Origin of the sequence: Streptococcus oriscaviae (assembly GCF_018137985.1) — a bacterium.
In the GTDB taxonomy this organism is placed as follows: Bacteria; Bacillota; Bacilli; order Lactobacillales; family Streptococcaceae; genus Streptococcus; species Streptococcus oriscaviae.
Map to the genome: position 1 here is coordinate 1,392,506 of NZ_CP073084.1, position 24,251 is coordinate 1,416,756.

General features: G+C 40.5%; 22 protein-coding genes and 3 tRNA genes. 13 read left to right on the forward strand and 12 right to left on the reverse strand.

Going from position 1 to position 24,251, the window contains the following annotated elements; translation table 11 throughout:
- Positions 1-113: 113 nt before the first annotated feature.
- The 6 genes from INT76_RS07210 to INT76_RS07235 all read right to left on the reverse strand — a co-directional run bounded on the left by INT76_RS07210 (position 114) and on the right by INT76_RS07235 (position 5,901).
- Positions 114-629 carry an RDD family protein gene (locus tag INT76_RS07210; RefSeq protein WP_212569799.1) on the reverse strand — a complete coding sequence of 172 codons (516 nt, stop codon included), beginning with the start codon at positions 627-629 and terminating at the stop codon, positions 114-116.
- 149 nt (positions 630-778) lie between these two features.
- Positions 779-970, reverse strand: a complete 192-nt coding sequence (locus INT76_RS07215) for a DUF951 domain-containing protein (RefSeq protein ID WP_212569800.1) — start codon at positions 968-970, stop codon at positions 779-781.
- A 60-nt stretch (positions 971-1,030) separates the two neighbouring features.
- A complete protein-coding gene (gene dnaN, locus INT76_RS07220) occupies positions 1,031-2,167 on the reverse strand; it encodes a DNA polymerase III subunit beta (protein ID WP_212569801.1) in 1,137 nt (378 codons plus the stop codon).
- Positions 2,168-2,320: 153 nt separating this feature from the next.
- The gene (gene dnaA, locus INT76_RS07225) at positions 2,321-3,688 is read right to left on the reverse strand and encodes a chromosomal replication initiator protein DnaA (RefSeq protein WP_212569802.1); all 1,368 of its coding nucleotides are present in this window, start codon (positions 3,686-3,688) and stop codon (positions 2,321-2,323) included.
- Positions 3,689-3,890: 202 nt separating this feature from the next.
- Positions 3,891-4,652 carry a ParB/RepB/Spo0J family partition protein gene (locus INT76_RS07230; protein ID WP_212569803.1) on the reverse strand — a complete coding sequence of 254 codons (762 nt, stop codon included), beginning with the start codon at positions 4,650-4,652 and terminating at the stop codon, positions 3,891-3,893.
- A 64-nt stretch (positions 4,653-4,716) separates the two neighbouring features.
- Positions 4,717-5,901 carry a S1C family serine protease gene (locus INT76_RS07235; RefSeq protein ID WP_428843973.1) on the reverse strand — a complete coding sequence of 395 codons (1,185 nt, stop codon included), beginning with the start codon at positions 5,899-5,901 and terminating at the stop codon, positions 4,717-4,719.
- A 192-nt stretch (positions 5,902-6,093) separates the two neighbouring features.
- Between INT76_RS07235 and rlmH the strand changes: the two genes are divergently transcribed.
- Positions 6,094-6,573 carry a 23S rRNA (pseudouridine(1915)-N(3))-methyltransferase RlmH gene (gene rlmH / locus INT76_RS07240; RefSeq protein WP_212569804.1) on the forward strand — a complete coding sequence of 160 codons (480 nt, stop codon included), beginning with the start codon at positions 6,094-6,096 and terminating at the stop codon, positions 6,571-6,573.
- Positions 6,574-6,598: 25 nt separating this feature from the next.
- Positions 6,599-7,264: a YoaK family protein gene (locus INT76_RS07245; protein ID WP_212569805.1), complete on the forward strand. Its 666-nt coding sequence runs from the start codon at positions 6,599-6,601 to the stop codon at positions 7,262-7,264.
- 19 nt (positions 7,265-7,283) lie between these two features.
- Here INT76_RS07245 and INT76_RS07250 read toward each other — a convergent pair.
- Positions 7,284-7,357 (reverse strand) — tRNA-Arg (locus INT76_RS07250).
- Between the two features lie 118 nt (positions 7,358-7,475).
- On the opposite strand from INT76_RS07250, the gene INT76_RS07255 reads away from it, so the two are divergent.
- Positions 7,476-7,547: transfer RNA gene (locus tag INT76_RS07255), tRNA-Glu, on the forward strand.
- A gap of 5 nt (positions 7,548-7,552) precedes the next feature.
- Positions 7,553-7,625 (forward strand) — tRNA-Asn (locus INT76_RS07260).
- 53 nt (positions 7,626-7,678) lie between these two features.
- Here the strand turns inward: INT76_RS07260 and INT76_RS07265 are convergent.
- From INT76_RS07265 to INT76_RS07275, 3 genes are all read right to left on the reverse strand, one after another.
- The gene (locus tag INT76_RS07265; RefSeq protein WP_212569806.1) at positions 7,679-10,261 is read right to left on the reverse strand and encodes a YfhO family protein; all 2,583 of its coding nucleotides are present in this window, start codon (positions 10,259-10,261) and stop codon (positions 7,679-7,681) included.
- 43 nt (positions 10,262-10,304) lie between these two features.
- A complete protein-coding gene (locus INT76_RS07270; protein WP_212569807.1) occupies positions 10,305-11,927 on the reverse strand; it encodes an ABC-F family ATP-binding cassette domain-containing protein in 1,623 nt (540 codons plus the stop codon).
- Between the two features lie 63 nt (positions 11,928-11,990).
- Entirely contained in the window at positions 11,991-12,863 is an 873-nt protein-coding gene (locus INT76_RS07275) for a YitT family protein (RefSeq protein ID WP_212569808.1), read from the reverse strand.
- Between the two features lie 358 nt (positions 12,864-13,221).
- On the opposite strand from INT76_RS07275, the gene trpS reads away from it, so the two are divergent.
- Together trpS and guaB are read left to right on the forward strand one after the other, a co-directional pair.
- Positions 13,222-14,247: a tryptophan--tRNA ligase gene (trpS, locus tag INT76_RS07280; protein WP_212569809.1), complete on the forward strand. Its 1,026-nt coding sequence runs from the start codon at positions 13,222-13,224 to the stop codon at positions 14,245-14,247.
- 244 nt (positions 14,248-14,491) lie between these two features.
- Complete coding sequence (guaB, locus tag INT76_RS07285) at positions 14,492-15,973, forward strand: IMP dehydrogenase (protein WP_212569810.1); 1,482 nt, start codon at positions 14,492-14,494, stop codon at positions 15,971-15,973.
- A 143-nt stretch (positions 15,974-16,116) separates the two neighbouring features.
- On the opposite strand, the gene recF is transcribed toward guaB, so the two are convergent.
- Positions 16,117-17,208: a DNA replication/repair protein RecF gene (gene recF, locus INT76_RS07290; protein ID WP_212569811.1), complete on the reverse strand. Its 1,092-nt coding sequence runs from the start codon at positions 17,206-17,208 to the stop codon at positions 16,117-16,119.
- A gap of 2 nt (positions 17,209-17,210) precedes the next feature.
- A complete protein-coding gene (gene yaaA, locus INT76_RS07295; protein WP_212569812.1) occupies positions 17,211-17,597 on the reverse strand; it encodes a S4 domain-containing protein YaaA in 387 nt (128 codons plus the stop codon).
- Positions 17,598-17,670: 73 nt separating this feature from the next.
- On the opposite strand from yaaA, the gene yfmF reads away from it, so the two are divergent.
- The 7 genes from yfmF (at position 17,671) to INT76_RS07330 (ending at position 24,119) form a co-directional block, all read left to right on the forward strand.
- On the forward strand, positions 17,671-18,924 hold the full coding sequence (gene yfmF, locus INT76_RS07300; RefSeq protein ID WP_212569813.1) for an EF-P 5-aminopentanol modification-associated protein YfmF: 1,254 nt from the start codon (positions 17,671-17,673) through the stop codon (positions 18,922-18,924).
- Entirely contained in the window at positions 18,921-20,204 is a 1,284-nt protein-coding gene (gene yfmH / locus INT76_RS07305) for an EF-P 5-aminopentanol modification-associated protein YfmH (RefSeq protein ID WP_212569814.1), read from the forward strand. The genes yfmF and yfmH overlap by 4 nt, the downstream gene beginning before the upstream one ends.
- A 77-nt stretch (positions 20,205-20,281) precedes the next feature.
- The gene (gene rodZ / locus INT76_RS07310; protein ID WP_212569815.1) at positions 20,282-21,130 is read left to right on the forward strand and encodes a cytoskeleton protein RodZ; all 849 of its coding nucleotides are present in this window, start codon (positions 20,282-20,284) and stop codon (positions 21,128-21,130) included.
- Positions 21,131-21,138: 8 nt separating this feature from the next.
- On the forward strand, positions 21,139-21,678 hold the full coding sequence (gene pgsA, locus INT76_RS07315) for a CDP-diacylglycerol--glycerol-3-phosphate 3-phosphatidyltransferase (RefSeq protein WP_212569816.1): 540 nt from the start codon (positions 21,139-21,141) through the stop codon (positions 21,676-21,678).
- A complete protein-coding gene (locus tag INT76_RS07320; protein WP_212569817.1) occupies positions 21,678-22,514 on the forward strand; it encodes an energy-coupling factor ABC transporter ATP-binding protein in 837 nt (278 codons plus the stop codon). Before pgsA ends, INT76_RS07320 begins: the two co-directional genes overlap by 1 nt.
- A complete protein-coding gene (locus INT76_RS07325) occupies positions 22,490-23,332 on the forward strand; it encodes an energy-coupling factor transporter ATPase (RefSeq protein WP_212569818.1) in 843 nt (280 codons plus the stop codon). Before INT76_RS07320 ends, INT76_RS07325 begins: the two co-directional genes overlap by 25 nt.
- Positions 23,325-24,119: an energy-coupling factor transporter transmembrane component T family protein gene (locus INT76_RS07330; protein WP_212569819.1), complete on the forward strand. Its 795-nt coding sequence runs from the start codon at positions 23,325-23,327 to the stop codon at positions 24,117-24,119. Before INT76_RS07325 ends, INT76_RS07330 begins: the two co-directional genes overlap by 8 nt.
- Positions 24,120-24,251 lie beyond the last annotated feature (132 nt).

Consider the following 24,251-nt stretch of genomic DNA (forward strand, 5'->3'; position numbering starts at 1 on the left):
CGTCGTTTCCTCCTCTTTTTTCTAAGTCTATTATAGCTTAGAATAGAACTGTTGACTAGCACTTTTTAGGAAAAATGCGCAACTACTAGTTGCAGGCTGTTACTTCCTATTCACTAAAGACTTGTTTCCATCACAACCTGACTTCCAGCCAGTAAATCTCCCAGATGGCGCTTGTCTTTTCTCTTGATGGCCATAACTAAAAGAAGGATGAGTAAGCCTAAGCTGAGAAAGGTACAAATATATCCAAATGGGCTGGTGTAATTGGAATAAATTCCAGAAATGGTCCCCATGTGTCCCAGCTGCCAAGGAAGAAACTTGATGCTATTGCGAATCAGGGCTGAGGACAAAGGGGATTTTTGATACACAACCCTTAAACCTGCCTTTTTCTTGCCCCAGCTACCGCCCCGGCTGTCCATCCAGCTAAAGATGGCAATAATCGGAAAAACAGATGTGAAAGTAGCGATGAGCTGAGACTGCAGTGCTGTAAAGACAGGTATTTCACCAAAAACGAGGAAATAAAAACTAAGACTGATAAGGGCAAGACAGGTCAAATAAGCTAAAATCAGGAGATAATCAAAGAGAAGTTCTTTGAGTCGGGTAGAAACAGGGATAGGATTATGTTCTAGCATAGCAGCCTCCTTTCATCCTAATCCTAACTGATGGAGGTTCTTTTGACAAGCAACCTAGCAGTAAAATCCTGTCAAAGTTGCACAACCAGTATTTGATTTTTCTGTGGAAAAGACTGGTTTAACAAGCTTTGTAGGATTGCAGAAGAATCTTATAAGACCTTTTTCATCTTCCGCTCAAAATCATAGCGGCTCATCATGACCACATGGTCGCAGTTGGTGCAGCGGATTTTAATGTCTGCACCTAGGCGGATAACTTCCCAGCAGTTGGCTTTTTTACCCGTTGCCTTGATGGTGCAGGCATGGGGTTTCTTCATTTCGACAAAGGATCCTAATTGGTACATAAAAACTTCCTTTTTGATTCTATTATATCATAAACAAGAAAAACGCCCGTAGGCGTTTCATTAGTTGGTTCGTACAGGTGTGATGAGTTGAATAAACTCCTCATTCTCAGTATTTGGAACCAGAGTGAACGGACGTACTGGTGAAATAAAGCTAATTTTAACCTGCTCACTTGATACAGCCTTAAGAGCCTCGATTAAGTAGGTTGGGTTAAAACTAATAACCAAATCTTGTCCTGTAACATCTAGTGTGTCCAACTCTTCATTGACTTTTCCGACTTCTGGTGAGTGAACATGGGCAGATACTAGACCGTTGGTAATTTCCAGTTTAACCGTTCCATTTTGAGTTGCATTGGACAAAAGACGAGCCCGCTCCATTGCATAACGCAAATTAGCTGCATCAAAGATGACACTTGTCTTGAAATCCGTAGGAATCAGACGGTCTGTATCTGGATAGGTACCTTCCAATAAACGGGTATAAAAGCTAATATGCTCACTTCTAAAAAGCATCTGATTATTGGAGAAGTAGACCTCCACGGTCTCAATATCATCTGTAAAAACAGCTGTAAACTCTCGAAGTGAACGGCTTGGGATAACAACATTAAAATTATCCCCTGCTTTGTCCAACGTCAGTTTGCGCTGACTCATGCGATGAGAATCTGTCGCAACTGTTTTAAGTTTTTTATTATCTGTTAGGACAAAGTGAACACCGGTCAAAATAGGACGGCTTTCCTGGGTTGAGGCCGCAAAGGCAGTTTCGTTGATAGTCTGCTTCAATAATTTAGTTTCCAAAATAAGAGGCTTGACAGTGGACACTTCCTGCAAACGTGGATAGAGGTCTGCTTCTTTTCCTTTAAGGGTAATCTCAGACTTACCGCTGGTCAAGACAACTTGTTTTTGTTCAATTTCCTGAACATCTAAAATAATATCCGGCAGACTGGAAACAACATTGATAAAGAATGTTGCCTCCAACAGGATAGCACCTGTTGAAGAAACCAAGAGCCCTGCATTTTCGTCCTGAACAGAAATAAAGTGTTCGATGGAAATTTGTCCATTAGAACCAGTTAAAGTAATTCCCTCTCCTGTGACATCAATTTTTACAGTTGATAATACAGGAATAGCATTCTTGCTACTGATAGCTCTTTTAGTGATATTAAGAGCATGAAGGAAAACAGTTTTATTGATAGAAAATTGAATCATGGATTCTCCTTTATTTAATAATCTATAAGGTTAATAGTAATAGTAGAGACTGTGAACTGTGTGGAAAAAGCCAATAAAAGCTTTTTTGGTAAGGAAAAATCCTTGTTCACAACTTGTGGAAAAAGTCAGCTCCTTTTTCTTTTTTATCCACAGCTAACGGATTTTGTTTTTTATAGTGGTTAATTCGATTTCGAGATTATCATCTTCTGCCAACATGGTTTTTATCTTATTGTAGGCATGCATTACTGTGGTGTGGTCGCGGTTGCCAAATTCCTTACCAATTTTTGGGAGGGAATTATCAGTCAATTCACGCGCTAAATACATTGCTACTTGTCGGGCATGAACAATATGCTGTACCCGTTTTGCTCCCTTTAATTCCTTTAGACTGACTCCATAGAAATTCCCTACTTCTGACTGAATTCGCTCAATAGGGATAACCTGATTTTGTGGATTGGTTTGTTTTCGCGAACGAATCGCTTCTGCTGCTACATCCACTGTGATTTCAGACAATTGTCGCATGGTAGCTAAAAGGTTAATATCCTTGAGAGCTCCTTCTAAATCACGGACATTGGAATCAAATTGACCAGCCAGATACGAGAGGGTATCATCGGTAAATTCGTAAGGATAATTCTCACATTTGTTGCGTAAAATAGCGATTCGCGTTTCAAAATCAGGAGGTGTAATTTCGCTGGTCAATCCCCATTTAAAACGGGTTACTAAGCGTTCTTCTAAATTGTCCAAATAATCAGGATTGCGGTCGCTGGTTAGAACAATTTGCTTATTTTTCTCATGCAAAGCATTGAAAGTATGGAAAAATTCTTCCTGAGTGGAGGCCTTGTTGCGCAAGGATTGGATATCATCAATTAAGAGCAAATCCAGATTGCGGTAGGTCTTCTTGAAGGTTTCCATATCATTGAGACGCAAGTGTTCTAAGAATTCGTTGATGAATGTTTCTGATGAGACGTATTTGATACGGGCTTGGGGATTATCAGCGAGAACCTTATTGCCAATCGCATTGAGCAAGTGAGTTTTTCCTAAACCAGGTCCTCCGAAGATAAACAGAGGGTTATAGAGTTCGCCCAGGTTATCCGAAACTGCCAACGCTGCGGCCTTAGCGAACTGGTTGTTATCTCCTTGGACAAAATTTGTAAAAGTATATTGTGACTTGATATCTGATCGAACTGGCTGCAAGTAGTTTTGTTGGTTTACTGTATTATTTTCTTTTTCTGCCACAGTGTTTACTTGACTTTGCGAAGAAGAAGATTGGTAGTTATTTTCTGAAACCTGATACTGAATCGTTAATAGTTCACCATAGATTTCAAAACCAGCTGCTCGAAGTAATTCCTCAAAATTCTTCACCCAAAAATCTTTTTTAAAAGGTCTGTTTAGAAAAATTGTTACTTGATTTCCTTCTAATTCTAGTAACCTAGCGTCTGCCACATAGAAATCATAAATGGATTGCTTAAAAGTCGTATGAGCCAGTTCTATGAACCGATTCCAAAATACTTGTTCTTGACTCACAATTCTCCTCCTTTCTGCATTATTTGCTTTTTTAGTGTATCACAAATTAGAAAAGTTTTCCACAAGTTTTTTCTTTTTCCACACTGTTCACAAAAGTTTTCCACAAGATGTGAATAAGAGGCTACATACCTTGGTAGTCTAGCCTCTAACTGTTTATCTTACTGTGAATAAGAATGTCGATAATCTTTTTCTATACACAGCTTTATTTTAAAGTGTTGATAATACGCTCAAATTCTTGAGGGCTGGCAAAGGAAATAGTAATCTGCCCTTGGCCATCTTTTTTGTTTTTTATTTGAACTTTCGTTCCCAGTAAACGACTGAGTTTCTCTTCTTCTTCTTGAATGAAGAGATCTGTTTTCTTGCGTGCTTTTTTCCCTTTTTTGCTGGCTAATAGATTCTCTAATCTGCGGACACTTATATCAGACTGTTCAATTTTTTCCACCCATGCTGCTTGTTGTTCCGCTGACAGAGAGAGCAAGAGGCGCGCGTGTCCTTGTGATACTCTTCCTTCTTTTACAGCCTGGATGGTTTCAGGAGATAGGTTGAGCAATCGAGTAAGATTAGTAATATAAGGCCGTGATTTTCCCATAATTTGAGCAATCTCATCATGCCTTAATCCCTTTTCTACTAATTTTTGATAAGATGCAGCTTCTTCAATTGGATTGAGATCAGTTCGTTGTAAGTTTTCGATAATAGACTGGTAAAGCAAATCATCGTCTGTGAGATGTTTGATTACAACAGGAACTTTTTTTAACCCTGCCAGTTGACTAGCTCGCAGCCGGCGTTCTCCTGCGAGTAACTCATAACCGATGATAGACGATTTTCGTACAATCAGAGGCTGAATGATTCCATTTTCCCTGATTGACTGAGCTAGTTCTTCGATTTTTTCTTGTTGGAATTCTTGTCTGGGTTGGTAAGGATTTGGTTTAATATCTTTTGGGTCAATATATTGTAGTTCTTCCATAAGGCTTATTCTAACAAAAAAAATCTAACTTTACAATATTGTAAAGTTAGATTGACAAACTAAATCAAGACAATTCATCTGTTGAATGGGTTAGTTGGATAGAGATGGTTTTCTTTTCTCCTTTACGATAGAATGTAATTTCAATTGTATCGCCTACCTTGTGGTTATAGAGCGCACTTTGAAGATCACTCTTCGTTTCAATCGTTTCTCCGTCAATGGCTGTGATTACATCATAAGGTTCAAATTTACCATCTGCTGGCAATCCAGCTTGAGTAGAAACAATCAAGACACCAGAAGTTAGGTCACTATCTGCTAATCCAGCTTTTTCTAATTGACTGGTTGATAGGTCTGTCAAGTTGACCATATGAACACCTAAAGCTGGTCGAATGACTTTACCGTCAGTTTCCAGTTGGTTGATAATAGTGACAACATCATTTGATGGAATAGCAAATCCCATCCCCTCAACTGCTATGCTAGAGTTACTATTAGAGCTGGAAGTAATCTTGCTAGAGTTAATACCAATAACCTGACCTTGAATGTTGATAAGAGGCCCGCCTGAGTTTCCTGGGTTGATAGCTGTATCTGTTTGGATAGCGTTGGTGGAAATAGTCTGACCATCATCAGAACGAGAGGTTACAGTCCGACTAAGACTTGAAACGATACCTTGGGTTACCGAATTGGCATAAACACTTCCTAGAGGACTTCCGATAGCGATGGCTGTTTCTCCTACATTGATGGAGTTGGAATCTGCAAATTCAGCGACTGTTGTCACCTTTTCTGCAGCAATTTTAATGACTGCTAGGTCAGAATAAGTGTCTGAACCTACTAATTCACCCTCTACTTTTTCCCCAGAAGCCAATAAGATGTCAATTTTTTCAGCACCGGTAATGACGTGTGTATTGGTTACAATGTAGGCTGTGTCGCCTTCTTTCTTATAAATAACACCTGAACCTTCTCCTGCTACTGCTAACTCATCTGAACTTTCTGTGTTACCAAAGATAGATGTTAGATTATTGCTGGCCTGCTGATAATTTACAACGGACACAACGGCATTTTGAACTTTTTCCACAGCTTTTGTGGTGGAAGTTTCATTGTCATACTGAACATTGCTGACGGTTGTAGAACCTGTTGAACTTTGTGTTTGTGGTATGGAATTAGACGTTTGAAACAAAGGGGCAACAAGCGCTCCTGCAAGTCCACCAACGAAACCAACGACAAATAAGATAGCAAATTTCAAATATTTTTTCATATAACTTTCCTTTCCTATTTTCTTAAATTTTCCTTAAGGCTACTCTTTTTTTCTTAATTATAACTTAAAATTTTCAAAAATCAATCCACAGGTTGTGGATAAGTCAGTTGATGATGTGTATAAAAGGGAGTATGGAAAGGATTTTTTTATTTTCTATTTAGCAATCATCTGTGGATATGATACAATGTTTTTATGAAAATAAAAGTAATCAGTGTTGGAAAATTGAAAGAGAAATATTTAAAAGAGGGAGTTTTTGAGTATGTAAAACGTTTGGGGCGTTTTGCAAAGGTAGAAATACTTGAATTACCTGATGAAAAAACACCTGATAGGGCTAGTCAGGCAGAAAACGACCTTATCCTCCAAAAAGAAGCTAGCCGCATTCTGACAAAGATTGGTGAAAGAGATTTTGTCATTGTTTTAGCGATTGAGGGACAGCAATTCGCTTCTGAACAGTTTAGTCACCAGTTATCAGAAGCAATGGTCAAAGGTTACTCTGACCTTACTTTTGTCATTGGCGGAAGCCTCGGTTTGGATGCGGTTGTGAAAAAAAGAGCAAATCTTTTGATGAGTTTTGGTAAGTTAACCCTTCCTCATCAATTGATGCGTCTGGTTCTTCTGGAACAAATCTATCGTGCCTACATGATTCAACAGGGAAGTCCTTATCATAAATAGTTTCACGTGAAACTCTGGAGTTTTTATGCCTAAAAAAGATTATCGTATTTTTGAAGGATTGCGAGTAGCTAGCTGCCTTACTTTTATCAGTGGTTATTTAAACGCCTTTACCTATATTACTCAAGGTGGACGTTTTGCGGGAGTTCAGTCAGGGAATGTTATTTCTCTTGCTTTTTACTTTGCCCAGGGAGATTGGCGACAGGTCATCAACTTCTTCATTCCAATCTATTTTTTTGTTATCGGTCAATTTTTTACCTATCTTGCTAAGAAATGGTTTGTTTCAAAGCAGCTTCCTTGGCATTTTAGCAGCAGCTTTATCATGCTTTGTCTGGTTCTCATCACCATTCTTTTATCGCCGATCATGCCACCCTTCTTTACGATTGCTCTTTTAGCATTTGTGGCTTCTATTCAGGTGGAAACCTTCCGTCACCTCAGAGGGGTTCCATATGCGAATGTTATGATGACGGGAAATGTTAAAAACGCCGCCTATCTATGGTTTAAAGGGGTTGTAGAAAAAGATTTAGCCTTGAAAAAAACAGGGCGAAACATCTTTCTTACCATTCTAAGTTTCATGGTTGGTGTGGTTGTTTCCACTCTTTTATCTTTCCGTTTTCATGAATATGCTCTTATTGGTCTTCTTTTCCCACTTCTTTTTATCAATTATCATTTATGGCAAGAAAAAAAGGCTTAGACAGACTAAGCCTTACGAATGATTCCAGCAGGATTCGAACCTGCGACCGTTCGCTTAGAAGGCGAATGCTCTATCCAGCTGAGCTATGGAACCGTACAGTAACCATCTTATTTTAACCTAAAGCAGGCATGATGTCAAGATACCTATTGAAAAGGGAAAAAATGCTTGACAAAGAAATAGGTCTATATTATACTAGGTATTGTGCTAAAATGGTCCGTTGGTCAAGGGGTTAAGACACCGCCTTTTCACGGCGGTAACACGGGTTCGAATCCCGTACGGACTGTTGAATCCGCCATAGCTCAGTCGGTAGAGCGCATGACTGTTAATCATGATGTCACAGGTTCGAGCCCTGTTGGCGGAGTTCTTACATCTCTTCGGAGATGTTTTTCTTTGAAAAAAGGCTGAAGTAGTACCTCAGCCTTTTTTATGTCTTTTGATGCAAAGAATATGGTAGCTAGTAAAGAGAAAAATACCACTGATGAAACAAATAAGACCTAGATAGAATCCTTGTGGAATGAAGGTAAGGACTATTGTTCCATCCCCTTTTTCTACATCGATTTTCATCAGTCCATCTTGGGCGCGTGATATAGGAACAGGTTTTCCATCTAACTTGGCTGACCATCCCTTATCGTAGGGCAGCGTCAACAACAAAGAAGCATCTGATGAACTTGTATAATCCAAAGTGATTTTATTACCACCGGCTGCTGCGTGGACTCTCTTACTACTGAGGGCTTCCATAGCCGTCTGATAATTGACAGTATCTAATCGATAAAATTCTGGTGGGTCAAAACTCACCTGACTATTTTCTGGAAAGGAAATTGTTACTTCTACCTCTCTGGCTTCAGGGAAGGAACCTACAGTAAAGAAAGAAAAACTATTGTCAACTGTAAATTCTTGAGACTGGTGTTCAAAAGAAATACGAATTTTCTCACTGGCAGAATTAGTAAAAGTGAGTTTTGGAAGATTGACATAAACTTGACTGTTGGCTGGAATAGCTAGTCGGTAATTGACAACAGCGTCCGTAGAAGAGTCAATAGGTTTAGCGATAATACGATCACCTAACTCACTTGTATTGCTGCTTGACAAAGGTGTCAAGCTTGAATAATATTGTAAACGAAGTCCTGTCAGTTGATTAAGAAAGAGAGTCTGATTGTCAAGTGTCTGATTGGTAAAAGTGACATCCTTGTAAACTCCATTGGTCAAAATAGCAAGCGGTAGGGCAAACTGATTTTTATACAGATTGACATTTTGATCACTTTGAACAAAGTCAAAACCGAACTTGGTAGGATTTGTGGAGGATAGGTTGTATTTGATGCCAAAGAGGCTATCTGCAATCAACGTATTATTTTGGTAACGTAGATTGAGGTTGGTACCATCAGAACGAAAACCCAGTTTGTCTAACATAGCACTAGATGAACGATTGCGTATGGATGAAAATTGAGAAATGCCATTGTAGTTGTATTTCATGCTATCATTTCCTGTCTTAGGTTTTAAGACTTCCATCCGGTAAAATTGATCATTTTCTTCATCTGTATACTTTACAATATTGTCAATAGCTGTCAAGTTTTCTTGATAACCGGAAAGACTAGGGAAATGCCATTCGTTTGCAATCCCTTCTATCTGAAAATTGGTATGAATAGACATCTCAAGGAGAACAAAACCGAGACAGGCTAGATTGAGGAATTTGCACCCTAGTTTTTTTCTGACAAAGAAAAAGAGTAATAAGGCATAAGCGATGAGAAATTCTAATGAGAAGATGAACTGGAAAGTATCCAAAAAAGTGTATTGCTGTCTGAATAGATAGGTCAAAAGAAAGCCAGCTGATAAGAAAAGGAATGGGAAGATTATTTGTTTCAATTGTTTTAATTCTTCTATCCGCGATAAGGTTTCAGCTGCCATATAGACAATGGTGTAGGAAAATGCCCAGGCATAGCGATGGAGAAACATGTTAGGGGCATGCATGCCTTGCCAGAACAAATCAAGAGGTTGGAGGTAGAAACTAGCTATAATAAAACCAAGAAGACTTGCATAGGCTAGTTTAACGTACCATTTGATAGATGATAGAGTGAAGAAAAGTAAAGTCAGGATAAGCGGAAACAACCCTACATAAATCATAGGAATAGCTCCAAATTTTGTAGTATCAAAATTTCCAACGAGATTTTTTGCAAATAAATCCAGATACCAAGAATTTTCAGTTTGTAAGTCTGTAATCTTGGTGAGAGTCTCCCCGTGGGTTTTCAAATCCAAATAGATTGGCAATAGGATGATCATACTGGATAGTGTTGCAAGAATAGACACTACTGTAAAGTCTATGAAATAGCGAATACGTCCTTTAAAATCCCATGATAACTGAACTAAAAACCAAAGGCTGATAAAGATAGCAACCATGTAACCGAAGTAGTAGTTTTGGATAAATAAACAGAGCAGGCTGCTAAAATAAAGGACTTTTCCTCTTCCTGTTGTCAACTTGTGTAAACCTAATAAAACAAGCGGCAATAAGATAAACACGTCTAACCAGCTATTGATTTCCAGTTGACTGGTTGAAAAACTCATCAAACTTAAGCTTGTTGATAAAAGCAGAGCCATCCAAGGAGATAGTCTTTTGTAAATCCCTGACAAGCTGGTGTAAAGGGATAAACCAATAAGGCCAAACTTGATAAGAGTAAACAAGTAAAGGGCATTTGTCATGCTTTCCAGATCAAAGAAATAGGTAAAAGGAGATAAAAAAGATCCAAGATAGTAGGCAATTAGAGCGTAGAAGTTTAAACCTAATCCACTGGTAAAGGTATAAAAGAGAGAGCCTTCTCCATGCAGACTATTTCTCAGTAATTGATTAAAAATCACATACTGGTGAAAGCCATCACTAGCTAAGATAGTCGTGTCACTTCCCCACCAAATTCCTCTAAATGCCAATAAAAGGAGCATTATGAGGAAGGGGAAGATAAAGGAAAGGCTGAAAAAGACAATTGGTTTGGGGTGTTTGGTTGTAATTCTCATAGGCTGATGAAAAGAAAAGGCGATTTTGTCGCCTTTTTATGTATTAAGATTTCCAAAGTTCCTGTACTTTTGCTTGTACTTCAGCATTTTCAAGGAATTCGTCATAGTTTTCATCAATACGGTCGATGACTCCATTTTTTGAAATAACGATAATATGGTTGGCTAAGGTTTGAATAAATTCATGGTCATGACTAGCAAAGATAAGCGATTCTTTGAATGCTTTGAGACCATCATTCAGACTGGAAATAGACTCCAAATCCAAGTGGTTGGTTGGATCATCCAGAATCAGGACATTGGATTTTAGCAACATGAGCTTGGATAACATCACGCGCACTTTTTCTCCCCCTGACAAGACGTTTACAGGCTTGTTAACCTCGTCACCTGAAAAGAGCATCCGGCCCAAGAAGCCGCGCAAGAAGGTGTTGTCGTCTTCTTCTTTGCTAGCAAATTGACGAAGCCAGTCAAGGATTGTTTCATTACTGTCAAAATCACGGCTGTTGTCTTTTGGAAGATAGGATTGACTGGTTGTAATACCCCATTTGACAGTTCCTTCATAGTCAATATCTCCCATCAGGGCACGAATCAAAGCCGTTGTTTGGATGTCGTTTTGTCCGATAAGAGCTGTTTTATCTCCTGGACGAAGGATAAAGTTGATGTTGTCTAAAATTACTTCACCGTCAATCACAACCTTGAGGTTTTCAACAGTTAAGAGGTCGTTACCAATTTCACGTTCCGCTTTAAAGTTGATGAATGGGTATTTACGACTGGATGGGATAATCTCTTCCAATTCAATTTTATCCAACATTTTTTTACGGGAGGTAGCTTGTTTGGATTTTGAAGCATTAGCAGAGAAACGAGCAACAAACTCTTGGAGTTCTTTGATTTTTTCTTCTGCCTTGGCATTGCGGTCAGCCTGCAATTTTGCAGCCAATTCGCTCGATTGTTTCCAGAAGTCGTAGTTACCAACAAAAATCTTGATTTTTCCAAAGTCAAGGTCAGCCATGTGTGTACATACCTTGTTGAGGAAGTGGCGGTCGTGAGAAACAACAATTACCGTATTTTCAAAGTCAATCAAGAAATCTTCTAACCAATTGATAGACTGAATGTCCAGACCGTTGGTAGGCTCGTCCAAAAGCAGGACATCAGGCTTGCCAAAGAGGGCTTTGGCCAAAAGAACCTTTACCTTCTCACCATTTGTCAACTCGCTCATGTTCTGGTAGTGGAGTTCTTCTGGAATATTAAGATTTTGAAGAAGTTGAGAGGCCTCACTCTCGGCTTCCCAGCCTCCAAGTTCCGCAAATTCTCCTTCCAATTCGGCTGCACGAACCCCATCCTCATCAGAAAAATCTTCCTTCATGTAGATGGCATCTTTTTCTTTCATGATGTTGTAAAGTTGTTCATTTCCCATAATAACAACATCAATCGCTCTCTCATCTTCGTAGTCAAAGTGGTTCTGACGAAGAACAGATAGGCGTTCATCTGGTCCAAGCGAAACATGACCAGTTGTTGGTTCAATATCTCCAGCAAGGATTTTTAAAAATGTTGATTTACCAGCGCCATTGGCCCCGATAAGACCATAAGTGTTTCCTGCTGTAAACTTAATGTTGACATCATCAAACAGTTTTCGGTCACTGAAACGTAGGGATACGTCTGATACTGTAAGCATAAATTCTCCTCTTTTCTCTATTAGGTTTATTCTACTAGAATCTACTTAAATTTTCAATTAAAATTACATTGGAAGCAGGATGTCGTCATCCAAAGGTTGATGGCTTTTTTGCAGACTGAAACCGCGACCTCTGACCTGAGTAGCTGGCATGACGATGATAAAAGCTGTTTCATCAACATTAAGCACTTCATTTTCGAGGTGTTGAACCTCAGGCCGTGATACAGTTGTCATCAACATCCGTTGTTCATTTCCTGTAAAGCCTCCAATAACAGGGAGTTCTGTCACCCCTCTATCTGCCACATTGGTAATGTAGTCTTTGATTGCCTGGTGTTTTTTAGAAATAATCATGACATTACGAGAAGAATCCGCACCTGTCATCATCATGTTGACAATATAAGTGATGGTTAGCAGGGAGAGAATAGAGTACATAACCGTGTCTGGATCAAAAGCTACAAAGCCAATTCCAACAACGATTCCATCGATTACTCCCATGATAACTCCCAGCGAAAATGGAGTATACTTGTTGATGAGTTGAACGATGATTCCTGTTCCACCAGTCGAGGAGTTTCCAAGGAAGACAAAACCCAACCCAACACCTAAAATAATGCCACCGAAAATTGCAGCCAATAGTGTATTGTGTGTCAAGGTTGGTAAACTTGCTGTCAACTTGATGAAAATTGGGTAAATCCAAGAACCGTAAACAGTCTTGATGAAGGTTCCTTTTCCTAAAAAGAGTAAACAAAGAATTAGGAGCGGGATATTGGAGTAGAGGACGAAATCAGCTGGGTCCCAACCAAACAAGGCGTGTAAACTGATGGCCAAACCTCCCATCCCGCCTGAAGCAATTTTATTTTCTAAAAACATGGTGTTAAAACCAACAGCCATGATAAAGGATCCCAGCGTTACTAGGACCACATCTTTTAGTTTTTGATTCATAGTGTCTATGCCTTTCCATAAAGTCCATTCTCTATTATCGCTGATTAAGGCCTTGCCGTCAAGAGATTGGACAACTTGACTTTCTTTTTTTTACGGTATATAATTGAAACGAATCAGAAGAGTAGTGGATTGCTTATCTTTAGAGAGTCTGTGGTCGGTGGAAACAGGCGATAGCAGTTGATGAATGGGCTGATTTACAAACGGAATCTGAAACAATAAGGATTCGGCTAGCAGGCCTTATGTGCAGCCTTTTAGGCAGAGATGAGTGGAATGCTCAAAGTGAGGTGGCACCGTGTCCTAGACGCCCTCGCACAGTTTTACTGTGCGTGGGTTTTTATTTGGGAAAAAGGAGAGAATTATGACGAAACCAATTATTTTGACAGGCGATCGGCCGACAGGAAAACTACATATCGGTCATTATGTAGGCTCCTTGAAAAATCGTGTTCTTTTACAAAATCAAGGACAACATGAGTTATTTGTCTTTCTTGCAGATCAGCAGGCGCTAACAGATCATGCTAAAGATCCTCAAACCATTATCGACTCCATCGGGAATGTGGCTTTGGATTATCTGGCAGCAGGGCTTGATCCGGAAAAGACAACAATTTTTATCCAGAGTCAAATTCCGGAATTGGCTGAATTAACCATGTACTACATGAACCTTGTATCTGTTGCACGTCTGGAACGCAATCCAACTGTTAAAACGGAAATTGCTCAGAAAGGTTTTGGTGAAGGAATTCCAGCAGGATTTCTTGTTTATCCTATTTCTCAGGCAGCAGATATTACAGCCTTTAAGGCAAATTTTGTTCCTGTAGGAACTGACCAAAAGCCCATGATAGAGCAGACGCGTGAGATTGTCCGGAGTTTTAATAACGCCTATCATACGGATGTTTTGGTAGAACCAGAAGGTATCTATCCTGAAAATGAAGCTGCTGGTCGGCTACCTGGTCTGGACGGAAATGCTAAGATGTCCAAATCGCTTGGAAATGGGATCTATCTGGCTGATGATATGGATACTCTCAAAAAGAAAGTGATGAGTATGTATACTGATCCAAATCATATTCGTGTTGAGGACCCAGGGAAGATAGAGGGCAATATGGTTTTTCACTATCTGGATGTATTTGGCCGCGAAGAAGATGCAACAACCATTGCCGAGATGAAAGAACACTATCAGCGTGGTGGTCTGGGTGATGTTAAGACGAAACGCTATCTTCTCGATATTTTAGAGAGAGAATTAGGCCCAATTCGTGAACGCCGTCTGGAATTTGCTAAAGATATGGGACAGGTTTATGCCATGTTGCACAAGGGAAGTCAGGAGGCACGTCAAGTTGCTGCTAGCACCTTAGATCAGGTTAAGACTGCTATGGGAATCAACTATTTTAAATAAGGTAAACAATAAAAAGAGAAACAGAAAAGAATGTTTCTCTTTTGTTGTTGATTAGAACAAAAAATAAAAAAACGTTCGTTAATTTAAAAGGAAATAGGAATGAATTTTCTGAATTTTTGTGAGAATAGATTTTAAAGCGAATAATCGTTGACAAATGATTTTAAAATGTTTATCATAATTAAAATAAAAAACCTTTCAGCGTAGGACTGAACTGATAATGAAAGAAGAAAAGAGGAATTCATCCATGTCAAATTGGGAAACTAAATTTTTGAAAAAAGGCTTCACCTTTGATGATGTCTTACTGATACCGGCAGAAAGTCATGTCTTGCCGCATGATATCGATTTGAAAACACAGTTGGCACCAAATTTGACCCTGAATCTTCCTATTATCTCTGCAGCCATGGATACTGTAACTGACAGTAAAATGGCGATTGCCATGGCCCGTGCGGGTGGTCTTGGTGTTATTCATAAGAATATGTCTATCGAGGAGCAGGCTGACGAGGTTCGTAAGGTAAAACGCTCTGAAAATGGCGTCATTATCGATCCTTTCTTCCTGACACCAGAGCATACAATTGAAGAAGCAGAAAAACTCATGGCAACTTATCGGATTTCAGGTGTTCCTATTGTTGAAACCTTGGAAAACCGTAAACTGGTCGGTATTATCACTAACCGCGATATGCGTTTTATTACAGATTATAGCCAACCTATCTCAACCAATATGACCAGCGAAAATTTGGTTACTGCACCAGTTGGCACAGATTTAGAAACTGCAGAAGCAATTCTACACAAGCACCGCATTGAAAAACTACCGTTGGTGGATGAAAATGGTCGTCTATCTGGTTTGATTACCATCAAAGACATTGAAAAAGTAATCGAGTTTCCGAACTCTGCCAAGGACGAATTTGGTCGCCTGCTAGTTGCAGGAGCTGTTGGTGTAACTTCGGATACCTTCGAGCGAGCAGAAGCTCTTTTTGAAGCGGGTGCAGACGCAATTGTTATTGATACAGCACACGGACACTCTGCAGGTGTTTTACGCAAGATTAAAGAAATCAGAAATCATTTCCCAACCAAGACCTTGATTGCTGGAAATATTGCAACTGCTGAAGGAGCGCGTGCCCTTTATGAAGCGGGAGTGGATGTAGTCAAGGTTGGTATTGGACCAGGCTCAATCTGTACGACTCGTGTCATTGCTGGTGTGGGAGTTCCCCAAGTGACGGCCATTTATGATGCGGCTGGTGTTGCGCGTGAATACGGTAAGACCATTATTGCGGATGGTGGTATCAAGTATTCAGGTGATATTGTAAAAGCTTTGGCAGCTGGTGGTCATGCGGTTATGTTGGGTTCTATGTTTGCAGGAACCGATGAAGCACCAGGTGAAACTGAAATTTTCCAAGGTCGTAAGTTTAAGACTTACCGCGGAATGGGCTCAATTGCCGCTATGAAACAAGGCTCAAAAGACCGCTACTTCCAATCTTCTGTCAATGAAGCTAACAAGCTAGTTCCAGAAGGAATCGAGGGTCGTGTAGCATACAAAGGTTCTGTTGCAGATATGATTTTCCAAATGGTTGGAGGTCTGCGTTCTGGTATGGGATATGTTGGTGCAGCCAACTTGGAACAGTTACAGGAAAATGCCCAGTTTATCGAAATGTCAGGTGCGGGTCTGAAGGAAAGTCATCCACACGATGTTCAAATCACTAACGAAGCACCAAACTACTCCGTACAATAATGTATGAAAAAAAGGTGAGACCAGAGAGTTTATCTGTGGGTTTCACCTCTTTTCTTTATTTTAAGATTGGTTGATAAATTAAGAGGCTGGGCTTGAGCCCAACCTCTCTTGTAACTGAACTTTACACTCCTGTAAAGTGATGATTAGGATTCCTGAATCCTACCTTGTTCAATCGTGAAGATTTTAAGCTCTTCAGGAAGTTTGTGGAGATGATCGAGTGAGGTCGTTGTAATAAAGGTTTGAATAGTATCAGAGATGGTTTCTAATAATTTGATTTGTCGAGTATTGTCAAGTTCGCTCATCACATCATCAAGCAGTAAAATGGGATACTCTCTAGTCACTTCCTTCATGAGTTCAATTTCAGCTAACTTGAGTGAGAGGACAAGGCTACGGTGTTGTCCTTGACTACCGTAATGGGCGTTGACACCATTGATATAAAATTGGAGGTCATCTCTATGAGGGCCAACACCTGTATTTTTTTTGAACAAATCTCGTTTACGGCATCTTTCCAATTCTGTCAAAAAGCTGTCAACTAAATTGACGTCATCTGTAAAGTTTATGGAGGATTGGTAGTGAAGAGATAATTCCTCTTTTTGATTGGAAATATCTGCTACCTTCTGTCTACCAAAATGTTCTAACTTCTTTAGAAATTCCAATCGGTGTTGAATAACCCTACTACCATATTCAGCCAACTGTTGATCTAAGACAGATAGGAAAGTATCATCGATTTTTTCAGCTGACTTCAGATAGGAGTTTCGTTGTTTTAGAATGTGATTGTAGTTTGAAAGGTCAGACAAATAAATGGGTTTAATCTGTCCGAGTTCAACATCTATGAACTTGCGACGGAGGGCTGGTGCCCCTTTAATCAACTGTAAATCTTCTGGTGCAAAGAGGACAACATTGAGATGACCGATATAATCAGATAGTTTCGTTTGTTTCAGGTGATTTACCTTGGTCATCCTGCCTTTTTCTGTCAACTCGATGTCAAGTGGAACTTTACCGCTAGTTCGATGAAGGATACCTCTGACAGATAGATTTTTTTGATTAAACTGGAGCAAGTCTTTGTCAGTTCGGGTTCGGTGGCTACGAGTCAGGGCAAGAAAATAGATGCTTTCTAAAATATTGGTTTTACCCTGAGCGTTTTGTCCCAAAAAAACATTCAATCCCTGATGGAAGTCAATATCTAATGTTTCGTAGTTACGAAAATGGTGCAGATGCAGTGATTCTAGCCACATGATTAGGTACCTGGAAAGCGGACAGGTTTTTTATCCGCTACTGATTTTCTTGCTTTTTTAGGGGTGGACGGGCTTGTTTTTTTCTGCTTGTTTTGTTTGTTCATCTGTTTGACAAGTGCTGCTACACGCTCTTTTTCAGCCAAATTTTCCTGATGTTCTGCAATTTCTTCTTGACTGGGTGCGACGATGGTCAGAGTCAAGCCCAACTGAGGGAGGTCAATCTGATCACCCAGACGTATTTTTTTGCCACGGCGTTTTTCTTCCTCACCATTGAAAAGAACCTGATAGTCTTCTAGAAAACTTTTTATAGCTCCACCTGAAGGGAGGATACCAGTGGTCTTGAGCAAGGCTTGTAATGTGATATATTCGTCAAATAATTTGTATTCCATAAGTTACCTCTTTAGGGAATATTATACCACAAAATGGTATAATTAAGTTTACAATGTTTGAAAGAGGGAATCAATGAAGTTACAAGAGGGAGTAGATCTCCATTTTATTCCGACAGATCAATTTACAACCAACCGTATCAAGATTCGGTTTGCGGCACCCATGGATCCAAATAGGATAGCAGGTCGTGTTTTGGCAGCCAATTTACTTGAAATTGCCAATCAAGATTTTCCAACAGCGCAGGCTTTGCGGAAAAAGTTGGCAGCACTTTACGGGGCTCGTCTGTCAACAACCGTAGCCAAACGGGGACGAACACATTTTGTTGACGTGACAGTTTCCTATGTTAATGCCCAACATTTACCCAACCGAGAGGATGTGACACCTCAGATATTGGACTTGCTTTATTCTTGTCTTTATAATCCTTTAGTGAAAGGCGCGGCTTTTGATACAGACTTCTTTGAGGTTGAACAAAAGAATCTCCTTAGTTTTTTAGAGGCAGAGGTAGAAGATAACTACTACCATGCAGATGTGGAGTTGAACAAACTCTTTTTTCAGGAAGAAGCATTGCAGATTCCGCGTGTGGGGCGCTTTGATTTAGTTGCTAAGGAAACGGCTCAGACGGTCTACCAAGCCTTGCAGAATATGCTCAAATTAGATAAGATTGATATTTTTATAGTTGGTCAAGTAGAGGTTGACACAATTGTCAAGGGGTTTGAACGCTTTTCTTTCACTCACCGCAATCCCAAGTTGGAATTGGAATACCATCAAGATTATTCAAAGATTACTAGAGAGAAGGTTGAGCGTAAAGCGGCTCGACAGTCGATTTTAGAATTGGGATATTCGGTAGATGTCCTTTACAACGATGTAAACTACCCTGCCCTTATGGTTTTTAATGGTTTATTTGGTGGTTTTTCACATTCTAAACTTTTTATGAATGTGCGAGAAAAGGAATCTTTGGCTTATACAATCGGTAGTCAGTTGACTATTTTTTCTGGAATGATGAAGGTATATGCGGGTATTGATGGAAAGAATCGTCTTAAGACCATGAAGTTGATTAACCAGCAACTTCTTGATATAAAAAAGGGCAAGGTGACAGAGGAGGAAATTCTCCTTACCAAGAACATGTTGATACACTCTGCTAGACTCGCTCAGGATCGACCGAGTAATTTATTAGAACAAGCCTATAATCAGGCAGTGTTGGGAGAGCGTTATCTGACTTGGCAGGAGTGGATAGAAGCTGTCAACCAAGTGTCAATCGATGATTTGGTTCGGGTAGCCCATCTTGTTCGTTTGCAGGCTGTATATTTCATGGAAGGAGTGGACAAATGAAGTTTACAAAGAAAACCTACCCCTATATGAAAGGTACGGTTTACCAAACCAAACTTGACAATGGGTTGACAGTTATCTTGTTTCCTAAAACAGACTTTCATGAAACCTATGGGATGTTAACCAGTCAGTTTGGAGCGGTGGATACGATTTTTAAACCGAAGGGAAGTTCACAGTTTATTCAGTATCCGACAGGGATAGCTCACTTTTTGGAGCACAAGCTTTTTGAAACTGAAGATGATCGAGATGTTCTTCAGGAATTTGCAGCTTTAGGGGCAAGTGCTAATGCCTACACTAGTTTTCACCAGACTAGCTACCTTTTTTCGACCACAGAAGATGTCTTGCCTTCTTTGGCGCTTTTGCAACGTTTTGTCCGTGAGCCGTATTTCACAGATGAAAACGTTGAAAGAGAGCGAGGGATTATTGGTCAGGAAATTGAGATGTACCAAGATGATGCAGATTATCGTCTTTACACAGGGATGTTGGCTAGCCTTTATCCTAATACCCCTCTAGCTGTTGATATTGCCGGAACAGTCGCTTCGGTACAGGATATAACAGCTGAGGCCTTGTATGAAAACTTTGAGCTTTTTTATCAACCCAGCAATATGAGTCTGTTTGTGATTGGGAATTTTGATTTAGAGCAGGTTTGGCAGCAAATTCAGAGTTACCAACAAGCTCAGCTGGATGATGGGCAGGTGGTGATTGAGCGTGCTGAACTGGTCAAGGAGTCTATTGTGGAGCATCGGACAGAAACTATGGAAGTTGCTATGCCCAAGCTGGCCTTTGGTTTGCGCGGAAACAATAGTTTTTCAATAGAGGAGATTCAACGCTACCGCCTATCGCTACAACTCTTATTTGCTATGCTGTTGGGATGGACTTCTAAACGCTACCAATCTCTTTATGAACAGGGAAAAATAGACAGTTCTTTCAGTTTCCAGTTAACCGTACGACCAGACTATCATTTTCTGGTAATAACAGGGGATACGGTGGAGTCGATTGCAGTGTCCAGTTTGTTGAAAAAGGCTCTTTTGAATTTTGAAGCTGACACAGATGTGACAGAAGAACACTTGCAACTGTTAAAACAGGAAATGATGGGCGATTTTATCCGAAGTTTGAATTCCTTGGAGTTCACAGCTAGTCACTTTGTATCTCATGGATGGGAAGAGTCTATTTTTGACATTCCTCAAACCTTGATGGGTATTTGTTTGGAGGATGTGTTGGACGCTGGTCGGCGCTTTATCAAGCAGAGCGATATGACAGATTTTATTATTTTTCCAAAATAGTGGTCGATTTTCATCGAAATTTCCTTAGAAATCTGTTACAATAGTGTATTGAAAATTATAGATTGAGAGAGGCGCTTATGAGGCAAAAAAGTATAGGAGAGGTTTTGAGGACTGCTCGCGAGAGTCGTGGCTGGAATTTTGTGGAATTGCAACGGATGACCAAGATTCAGGCTAAATATTTGCAGGCCTTGGAGTACAATGATTTCGATTTTATTCCAGATCCGGCCTACACTCGGTCTTTTTTGCAAAAATATGCGGAAGCTCTGGATTTAGATGCGGCTGTTTTGTTAGATGCCTACGATAATAAGCAGCTGGTGATTTATTATGAAGAAGGTGAAGAAGAAGAGTCTGCTTCAGAATTGAAGCGGGGTTACAAGGTGAAGAAAAATCGACCAAAGTCTTATCTTCCCTTGATTTACCTTCTATTGGCCGCAACTTTCATCTTGATTTTTGTGACCTATATTGTTTTAACTCGTGTTCAAAATCAGGCAGGCAGACAAACTCCTGCCAGCTCCTATACTGTTGTGTCACAGACAAGTACAGAAGCAAGTTCATCAGTTAGCTCGTCTTCAGAAGCCAGCTCAAGTAGTTCGTCTAGCAGTCAGGATACTAATCTAAAATTAACAGTATCCGGAGGTGGAGATCAGTTAGCGGTGACGGTTAAAGGAGTAACTGGTACAGTTGATGTGGCCTTGTCTGTCAAGGATGCGACCAGTTGGGTCAGTTTGACGGATTCAACAATTGCGACAGGTTTTACCTTGTCGCCTGAAAGTCCAACAGTGTCAACCAGTCTGGCAGAAGGAATCACTAGCGCAAGTTTGGTTCTGGGAGTGGTAGAGGGTGTTGATGTTACTATTGCAGGACAAAAAGTAGATTTATCGGCTTTGACCGGTCAGTCTGCAACAATTGTGATAACGATTGAGTAAAGGAAAAAATGAAAAAAGAAAATATTCCCAACGCCTTGACAGTCGGGCGCATTCTAGTGATACCACTTTTTATCTTGCTTTTAACCGTCTGGGATACGACGATTAGCCATGTTTTGGCAGCTCTTTTGTTTGCTTTAGCTAGTCTGACAGACTATTTAGATGGGTATTTGGCCCGCAAGTGGAAGGTTGTGACCAATTTTGGCAAATTTGCTGATCCAATGGCAGACAAAATTTTGGTGATGACTGCTTTCATTATGTTGGTGGAACTAGGTTTTGCCTCTGCTTGGGTGGTGGCTCTCATAATATGTCGCGAGCTGGCTGTGACTGGTCTGCGTCTGCTTCTAGTAGAAAATGGTGGAACAGTATTGGCTGCGGCTATGCCTGGAAAAATAAAAACCTTTTCCCAGATGTTTGCGGTGATTTTTTTGCTCCTGCATTGGAATGTTTTAGGACAAATTACCCTTTACGTTGCCCTCTTTTTCACCCTGTATTCAGGTTATGATTATTTTAAGGGCGCGGCTTATTTATTCAAAGATACTTTTAGATAATGACACATATAATCGAAGTAAAGAATCTCAAATACAAGTACGATGAAGAGGCCTCTACCTACACCTTGGACGATGTAACGTTTCACGTGAAACAAGGGGAGTGGCTGTCCATTATCGGGCATAATGGTTCAGGAAAATCAACGACTGTTCGCTTGATTGATGGTCTGCTGGAAGCGGAGTCGGGTGAAATTATCATTGATGGTGAATTGCTGACTCCTGAAAATGTCTGGGAGAAGCGCCGTCAGATTGGCATGGTTTTTCAAAATCCAGATAACCAATTTGTTGGGGCAACGGTTGAAGATGATGTGGCCTTTGGTCTAGAAAACCAAGGCATTCCTCTGGAAGATATGCGTAGCCGTGTTCGGGAAGCTCTGGACTTGGTGGGGATGGCAGAATTCAAGACGAGAGAACCTGCCCGTCTTTCAGGTGGACAAAAACAGCGAGTCGCTATTGCTGGTGTGGTAGCACTGCGCCCTAACATCATCATTCTGGATGAAGCGACTAGCATGTTGGATCCAGAAGGTCGCTTGGAGCTGATACGGATTGTGAAAGATATTAAGGATCGGCATCAGATGACTGTTATTTCCATTACCCACGATTTGGATGAGGTGGCCCTTAGCGATCGGGTAATGGTGCTGAAACAAGGCAAAATTGAGTCGATTAGCAGTCCAGCAGAACTCTTTATGCGGACTGATTTACAGGAATTAGGCATGGATAGACCTTTTTCAGTTGAGCTGGCTGAAAGGCTTCGTCAGAAGGGAATCGATTTGCCGCTTTGCTATTTTACAGAAGAGGAATTAGAAGATACACTATGGGAATTACTCTCCAACAAGTAACCTATACCTATCAAGCAGGCACTCCCTTTGAGGGACGTGCGCTTTTTGGCGTGGATTTGGAGATTTGTGATGGTTCATATACGGCCATTATTGGGCATACGGGCTCAGGGAAATCCACTATCTTGCAGCTACTCAATGGCTTGAACGTGCCAACTTCAGGCAGCGTCTTCATTGACCAAATGGAAATAACATCTACTTCGGTCAATAAGGACATCAAACAAGTACGCAAGAAGGTGGGCTTGGTTTTTCAATTTCCTGAGAGTCAGGTATTTGACGAAACAGTCTTAAAGGATGTGGCCTTTGGTCCTCAAAATTTTGGTGTTTCCAAGGAAGAAGCTGAGAGAATTGCGCGTGAAAAGCTGGCTCTGGTCGGTATTTCAGAAGAACTATTTGAGCGCAGTCCATTTGAGTTGTCTGGAGGACAGATGCGGCGGGTGGCCATTGCAGGGATTTTAGCTATGGAACCAAATGTCTTGGTTTTGGATGAGCCGACTGCAGGTCTGGATCCGGCTGGCCGCAAGGAATTGATGGAACTTTTTAAAGGACTTCACCAATCGGGGATGACAATTGTGCTGGTGACCCATTTGATGGACGATGTGGCTAACTTTGCTGATTTTGTTTATGTTCTAGAGAAGGGGAAAATCCTTCAAGCAGGACGGCCAAGCGATATTTTCCAAAAGGTAGATTTTCTGGAAAGTATTCAGCTTGGGGTACCAAAAATCACTAAATTCGCTGCCAATTTGGAGCGCCGTGGCTTTGTGTTTGAACGCCTTCCGATTACCTTGGCGGAATTTACGGAGGTGATAGAGCATGGATAAGTTGATTTTAGGCCGATATATTCCAGGGGATTCCCTTATTCATCGCTTGGATCCTCGTAGCAAACTTTTGTCCATGTTCCTCTTTTTGATGATCGTCTTTTGGGCTAATAATCTAGTGACCAATGCTCTCCTTTTTGCTTTTGTTATGCTGTTGCTCTTTCTGTCAAACATCAAATTGAGTTTCTTTTTGAACGGTTTGAAGCCTATGATTGGGATTATCCTTTTCACAACTCTGTTCCAAATTTTCTTTACGACTGGTAAGGATGTTTTGTGGGAATTTTGGTTTTTGAAGGTGACCGTCGAAGGGATTGAGCAGGCAGGGATTATTTTTGTTCGCTTTGTTTTGATTATTTTTTTCTCGACCCTGCTGACATTAACCACCATGCCGCTCAGTTTAGCAGATGGCATTGAAGCTGGCCTTGCACCGCTGACTCGCTTCAAGGTACCTGTCCACGAGATTGGCTTGATGCTTTCGATGAGTCTGCGCTTTGTTCCGACCTTGATGGATGATACAACGCGCATCATGAACGCTCAACGGGCGCGGGGGGTTGATTTTGGTGAAGGAAGTATCGTGCAAAAGGTTAAGGCGGTGATTCCTATCCTGATTCCTCTGTTTGCTTCAAGCTTTAAGCGGGCAGATGCTTTGGCAACAGCGATGGAAGCGCGGGGATATCAAGGGGGAGATGGCCGCAGCAAGTACCGTGTATTGAGTTGGAAAATGGCAGATAGCCTTGCAATTGCGGTTATGTTCCTTGTGGGTCTAGCCCTTTACTTCCTGAAAAATTAGAAGAAAACGCCGAAAAAACGCTAAAACAAGCGTTTTTTTGTCTAATCTCAACTTACTTGTAATATTTGTAATGATTCTATAAAGGGCAAGTAACAATAAGAGGGTATGATAGTCTTTAGTTGAAAGAAAGGA